The sequence below is a fragment of the Agromyces binzhouensis genome (assembly GCF_004135055.1).
In the GTDB taxonomy this organism is placed as follows: Bacteria; Actinomycetota; Actinomycetes; order Actinomycetales; family Microbacteriaceae; genus Agromyces; species Agromyces binzhouensis.
The window spans coordinates 1-3,238 of record NZ_SDPL01000364.1 but is presented as its reverse complement, the minus strand read 5'-3'; the positions used below and the strand labels follow the sequence as shown (position 1 = coordinate 3,238).

The window sequence follows — 3,238 nt, the reverse complement described above, 5'->3', positions numbered from 1 at the left end:
CGGGCGCGCCGACCGTGCGGCCCACGAGCCGCGGCATCCGCTCGAGCAGTCGCGTCGCGGCACGCGCGCGATCGCGCCACCAGCCGTCGGGCCGCGATCCCATCACGTTGGCCACGTCGACGATGACGACGGCGGGCGGGGCGGATGACCCGGGCCCACCGCCCGGCTCCGCGCTCATCGCCCGGACTCCCCCTCCTTCAGCGGCAGGAGCTCGCCGTCCGTCTGGCACTCCGGGCAGTACTGCGCGGTGGTGCTCGCGAACGTGAAGTCGCGGATCTCGCCGCCGCATCCTCCCGGGCAGGGCTCTCCCGCGCGGCCGTGCACCTGCATCGCCGCGACCTTCGCCTCCTTGAGGCGGTCGATCGGGATGCCCCGGCGCGCGGCGATCGCGTCGCGGATCGTGCTCGTCGTCGCCGCGAACAGGCGGGCGAGCTCGTCGTCGCCGAGGGCCGCCGCGTGCACGACGGGCGAGAGCCGTGCGGTGAAGAGGATCTCGTCGGAGTACGCGTTGCCGATGCCGGCGAGCGTCTCCTGCTCCTGGAGGATCGCCTTCAGCTGCTTGCGGCGACCGGCGACGGCGTGATCGAAGTCGTCGCGACCGAATGCCGGGTCGGCGGGGTCGGGGCCGTGCTTGGCGATCGCGGCGACCTCGTCGACCTCGTCGACCACCCAGCATCCGAGCGACACCCAGCCGCCGGCGTCCGTGAGCTCGAGCACCGTGTCGCCGTCGAAGGCGAGGGAGACGAGGGTGGGCGGCGGAGGCTCGGCCTCGCCTCCGGTGCCGGCGGGTGGTGCTGCGGCATCCGCCTCGGCGGGCGCCCAGCGCGCCCACCCGTGACGCCCGAGCGAGACCACGAGCATCTCCGAGCCGTCGAAGTCGATCGCCAGCAGCTTGCCGTGCCGGGTCACGCCGAGGACCCGTTCGCCGACGAGCGTCGTCAGAGGACGGCTCCGCGTCTTCGTGACCCGGAACTCGACGACGTCGACGGCCGCGACGGTGCGCCCGCGCAACGTCGACTCGAGTTCGTCGACGAGGGCCTGGACCTCGGGGGATTCCGGCATACCGTCAGCCTCGCACGGCCCGCGGGCCGTGCCAACGGTCTTCGGTCACTCGCGATGCGGAGCGGCCCCGGCGGGGACCGCGCCTAGTGGGTCGCGGCCCAGCTCTTCAGCGTGGTGAGGCTGATCCCGGAGCGCGAGTCCTTCTTGCTCAGCCGGAGCGCCTTCGCGATCTGCGTCGCCGAGCAGCCGCCGGCGTCGACGACGGTGACGCCGGCCGATGCCCCGGTGCCGTCGACGAACTTCCCCGACGAGTTCGCGAAGTACTTGCCGGCGGTGGGCCGCGAGACGCTGTCGGGCAGCGTGGTCGACGGGCACGAGTCGGCGCTGTCCGCGACGCCGTCGCGGTCGGCGTCGGAGGTGGTGGCGCTGCCGCCAGATCCTCCGGAGCCGGAGCACGTGAACGTCCACGTGAGGTCGCTGGGAACCGTGCCGGACGTCTCGAGCGACCAGCCGAGCCCGTACGTCGTGCTGTACGGAGCGGTGAACTTCATGCCGGTGGTCGCGGACGCCTCTTCGAAGAAGATCGCCGTGCCGGCCGACCCGCCGAGGAGGATCAGGTCACCGGAGCGCGCCGGCGAGACCGTCACGCCGATGACGTCGCCGGCGTTCAGCGCGATCGTCCTGCTGACCGTCTTCGCGGTCACCTTGAGACCGTTCAGGTCGCCGCACCCGCTCGCGACGCTGGTCGTGGTCGTTCCGCCCCTCACGGGCTTGGCGGCGGATGCCGGTGCGACGGCCGTCGTGACGGCCAGCGCGAGTCCGGCGGCGGCGGCCAGGGCGGCCAGGGCAGTGGTGCGTGCACGTGCTCGCATCGGGGGAACCTCGCTCTCCGGTCGCGGCGTCAGGGTCGACGCCGTGGCCCGTCAAGCGGGCGCGCGACTCGCACCTTGGTACCACACCCCCGCATGGTGATGCCATCGAACACCTGTTCATGGGGTGTTTCCTCAGGCTCTTGCGGGCAGCTGTACGATCAGACAGAATGCTGTACATGCGTACAGTCCCGGCCGCCGACGGCGACCTCACGGCCCGCGCGCGCATCGTCGCCGCAGCGCTCGATCGATTCGCCGCGCACGGCTACGACGCCGCCACCATGCGCGACATCGCGTCCCACGCGGGCGTCAGCACCGCCCTCGTCACCCACCACTTCGGCACCAAGCAGGCGCTGCGCGAGGAATGCGATGCTCGCGTCGCCGGGTTCATCGCCGCCAAGCAGGATGCCGTGGCGCCGTCCGACGTGCTCGGCGAGGTGCTCGGCACCTACGGCCCGTACCTCGCGCGCATGCTCGGAGAGGGCGGCGCGGCATCCGACGCGCTCTTCGTTCGCCTGCGCGAGGTCGCGCGCGCTTCGATCGACGACGGAGCGGCGAGCGGATGGCTCCGCCCCTCACGCGACCCGGACGCGCAGGCCGTCGCCCTGGTCCTCCTCGGCGTCGCGCCGTTCCTGCTGCTCGATCGACTGGCCGCCTGGGCCGGCGGCGACGCCGAGGTCGCCCTGGCCCGCCTCGCCGTCCCGCTCGCCGAGCTCTACTCCGACGGGCTCGTCACCGACGACCGGCTGCTCGCCGCGACCGGTCTCGTCACCGAGGAGGCACGATGAAGCTGCTCCTGCTCACCGCGGGCTCGCGCGGAGACGTGGAACCGTTCGCCGCGCTCGCACGCCGCGCCGCGGCATCCGGTCACGAGGTCCGCCTCGCCCTGCCCGACCGCTCCGGGGTCGACACGACCGGGATCGACACCCGCAGCCTCGAAGCCGACTTCTCGGCACTGATCGAGTCGCAGGGCGTCTCGCCGCTGGCCGCGATGCGCAGCCTCCGCGACGTCGTGCGCCCCGTGATGCGCGCGGTCATCGTGAACGCGGCGCACGCGGCGCTCGAGTTCCGGCCCGACGTCATCGCGTGGCATCCGAAGGTGCTCTCGGCGCCGCTCATCGCCGATGCGCTCGGCATCCCGCACGTGCTCGTCGAGCTCGTGCCGGCGATGACGGCGACTCGCGAGTTCCCCGCGGCCGGGACCGTGGCGCGCAGCGTCGGACCGCTGAACCGGCTCACCTACCGCGCGGCCGCGGGCGCCGGCGCGATGTTCCGGCGCGAGGTCGACGAGGCGGCCGAGGTGATGGGCGCACCACGGTCACGCCGATCGTCGGCGCCGGCGGCGACCCTGCTGCCGATCAGCCCGG

General features: G+C 73.3%; 4 protein-coding genes. 2 read left to right on the top strand and 2 right to left on the bottom strand.

Translation table 11 applies throughout. The annotated features are described in order from the left end of the window. Positions 1-174: 174 nt before the first annotated feature. Together ESO86_RS14175 and ESO86_RS14170 are read right to left on the bottom strand one after the other, a co-directional pair. Positions 175-1,062 carry a DNA-formamidopyrimidine glycosylase family protein gene (locus tag ESO86_RS14175; protein ID WP_129235579.1) on the bottom strand — a complete coding sequence of 296 codons (888 nt, stop codon included), beginning with the start codon at positions 1,060-1,062 and terminating at the stop codon, positions 175-177. A gap of 83 nt (positions 1,063-1,145) precedes the next feature. After that, positions 1,146-1,874: a hypothetical protein gene (locus tag ESO86_RS14170; protein WP_129235578.1), complete on the bottom strand. Its 729-nt coding sequence runs from the start codon at positions 1,872-1,874 to the stop codon at positions 1,146-1,148. A 176-nt stretch (positions 1,875-2,050) separates the two neighbouring features. Between ESO86_RS14170 and ESO86_RS14165 the strand changes: the two genes are divergently transcribed. Both ESO86_RS14165 and ESO86_RS19080 read left to right on the top strand, forming a co-directional pair. Continuing rightward, a complete protein-coding gene (locus tag ESO86_RS14165) occupies positions 2,051-2,659 on the top strand; it encodes a TetR/AcrR family transcriptional regulator (RefSeq protein WP_165307885.1) in 609 nt (202 codons plus the stop codon). After that, the coding region (locus tag ESO86_RS19080; RefSeq protein WP_165307884.1) for a glycosyltransferase at positions 2,656-3,238 on the top strand (583 nt) is incomplete at its 3' end. The genes ESO86_RS14165 and ESO86_RS19080, both read left to right, overlap by 4 nt.